Origin of the sequence: Arthrobacter sp. H20, assembly GCF_000520515.1 — a bacterium.
In the GTDB taxonomy this organism is placed as follows: domain Bacteria; phylum Actinomycetota; class Actinomycetes; order Actinomycetales; family Micrococcaceae; genus Arthrobacter_D.
The window spans coordinates 59,289-60,441 of the sequence record NZ_KI914724.1; the positions used below are offsets into that span (position 1 = coordinate 59,289).

Annotated in this window: 2 protein-coding genes; both read left to right on the top strand. The window is 62.2% G+C overall.

What is annotated here, in order from left to right; genetic code table 11:
- Positions 1-193 (top strand): alpha-E domain-containing protein (locus Y703_RS18680; RefSeq protein WP_035764266.1); only part of this gene is annotated, 193 nt, incomplete at its 5' end.
- The gene (locus Y703_RS0108090) at positions 190-1,041 is read left to right on the top strand and encodes a transglutaminase family protein (RefSeq protein ID WP_026552313.1); all 852 of its coding nucleotides are present in this window, start codon (positions 190-192) and stop codon (positions 1,039-1,041) included. The genes Y703_RS18680 and Y703_RS0108090, both read left to right, overlap by 4 nt.
- Positions 1,042-1,153: the final 112 nt, after the last annotated feature.

Sequence of the window (1,153 nt, forward strand, 5' to 3'; positions counted from 1 at the left end):
CATCAACGATGCGAGCCGTATTGTCGGCCAGGCCCGGACCTTCCTTGAATTCCACCAAACCGACGATCTGATGGCCGAGTTGCCCGAACATATGGAACGGGTCCAGAAAGCCTGCGCGAAAGCTTCAGACGCTATTTCACGCACCTACTTTTCCCAGGCTGACGAACTGTCCTGGGTGGGAGAACTCTCATGACCCGCTTGCTCATCACCCACCGCACTGGCTACAACTATGTGCGCAAGGTGACCCTGTCCTACAACGAAGCACGAATGACGCCGCTGACCGACTCCCAGCAGGTGGTCCTCGAGTCCACGCTCAAGGTATCGCCGTCGAGCGCTGCCGTGTCCACGTACCGGGACTACTGGGGTACCAGAGTCACTGCCTTCGACATGCAGAGCGCCCACGAATCACTCGAGGTCACGGCGGTCACCACAGTCGAGGTGAGCCGGATGGAACGGATTCCTTCTGCGGACGAGGTGGCGACGTGGGACCAGCTCGGGTCCGACGACGTCATCAATGAGTACGGTGACTGGCTCCCGCAGACCAGTTTGACCGACCCCGATCCGGAGGTCAGCTCCAACGCCGGCCGGCTTGCCACTGACTGCAATCCGCATCAGGCGGTGCATGCGGTTTTTGACTGGATCAAGCAGGAGATGTCCTATGTCCAGGGTGTCACCGGGGTGCAGACCAACGCGCGCGACGCCTGGGACAAGCGCAAAGGTGTCTGCCAGGACCTCGCGCACCTGGCAATTGGTGCGCTCCGGGGCATCGGTATTCCAGCGCGTTACGTCTCCGGGTACCTGCATCCGCGCAGCGGCGCTCCCATCGGCGAGACGGTCGCTGGGCAGTCTCACGCCTGGGTCGAGTGGTGGGACGGTGAATGGCGTGGCTGGGATCCTACTAACAGTGGCCCGGTTAGCGACTTCCACGTGTCGGTGGCACGCGGGCGCGACTATAAGGACGTCTCGCCCCTCAAGGGAATTCTCTCCGGTGGAGGCGGGTCAACCCTCAACGTCAAAGTGGAAATCACCCGCGTCGCCTAGCGGCCGACGGCGTCATCGCCGCTAGCCGTCCGGCTCCCAGGGTGTTCGCTGTGGGCGTAATCTGGATGTCTCTCGTGTTCTCTTGCTGGCCCTGAAACTGTCGGTGGGGGGT

What these genes read in the sequence shown, in the direction of transcription:
- Y703_RS0108090 (WP_026552313.1), top strand. Translation starts at nt 190, where the DNA reads ATGACCCGCTTGCTCATCACCCACCGCACTGGCTACAACTATGTGCGC.